The following is a 1,333-nucleotide window of genomic DNA, read 5'->3' on the forward strand; positions in this document are numbered from 1 at the left end:
AATGGTATTATAGTAAGTACCATTAATGTATCTATACTTTGAAATTAAAGATTATAACATTCTCAGTCCTGTCGATATTTATTATACTGTTGATAGGACTTATTTTTTGGAAACAGGAGTACAAATTCACCCTACCTACCCCTAAACCTGCAAACTATGTAGAGGTGTTACAAGGCGATAGTATTGACATTCAATATACCACAGAGAAGCCTACCTATTATCACTTTTACAATTATGACTGCCCTTGCTCGAGGTTTAATATCAAGGAGTTTGAATCTTTAGTACATAAATATAAAAATGATGTCAAGTTTTATGCAGTTATAGAAACTGATGATGTTTTATCAGATGATGTAAATAATTTTCTTGAAAAATATGACTTAGGCATTGATGTCATAAAAGATTCAAAAGGAAAATTAGCTACGGCATTAGGCGTTTATAGCACACCACAAGCTGTTTTAATCAAAGACCAAAAAGTATATTATAAAGGCAATTACAATAAAGCGAGATTTTGCCTTTCTAAAAACACTAAGTTCGCAGCTCAGGCACTGGAGGCTATGGTAAAAGGAGAAAAAGTTCCTGATTTTCCTGTAGTGGCTGAAATTGCCTATGGTTGTGAACTACCAACGAACACCAATAAATCAAAAACTTTTTTTTCATTCTTAGATCTATAATTTAATGGCTACTAAAGCGCAACTGAAACCTTTTTTCTTAAAGATTTATGAGAAATCAGATGCTATTATTGAAAAACTATTATATGCCTACTTTGCTTTTGGCATAGGCCTATCCTTCATTTATGACACCTACGCTGTTGGCATTGGTGTTGGTATGTTAAGCATGGCATTGTACTTTTCCTCCAAGCACTTATTTAAAGGAACTACTGTCAATCAATATGTGGCGAGTCTAGTGGCTGGAATCTTTATGGCGCAGTTCATATACCAAATGCATGGTTTATTTGAAATGCATTTTACAGCATTTATAGCCATTATTGCACTGATTACTTATCAAAATAAATTTGCTTTCATCCCGCAACTTTTATTTGTGGTGATCCACCACAGCTCATTCGCTTATATCCAATACCTCGGCTATATCAATGAAAATGAGGCATATAAGCGTATCTATTTCACTCAACTCGAGTTCATGGATTTTCAAACCTTTTTGTTTCATGCCGGTCTTTATGCTGTAGGTGTTGCCCTGGCTGCTATTTACACTCATAATCTGGAAAAAAACACTATTGAAAACGCAGAGAACATAATTAAGCTACAAACGGCTGAGGACAGAATGAATGAGAACATTGAGTTTGCCAAAAAAATCTCGGAGGGCGAATTTAATTATG

General features: G+C 34.4%; 2 protein-coding genes. Both read left to right on the plus strand.

The genetic code is table 11. The features are described from left to right. Positions 1 to 38 precede the first annotated feature (38 nt). Entirely contained in the window at positions 39 to 671 is a 633-nt protein-coding gene (locus E1140_RS00320; protein WP_155177967.1) for a TlpA family protein disulfide reductase, read from the plus strand. 4 nt (positions 672 to 675) lie between these two features. Further along, a partial coding sequence (locus E1140_RS00325) for a hypothetical protein (RefSeq protein ID WP_155177968.1) occupies positions 676 to 1,333 on the plus strand: 658 nt, incomplete at its 3' end.

Origin of the sequence: Fulvivirga lutimaris (assembly GCF_009711525.1) — a bacterium.
GTDB lineage: Bacteria > Bacteroidota > Bacteroidia > Cytophagales > Cyclobacteriaceae > Fulvivirga > Fulvivirga lutimaris.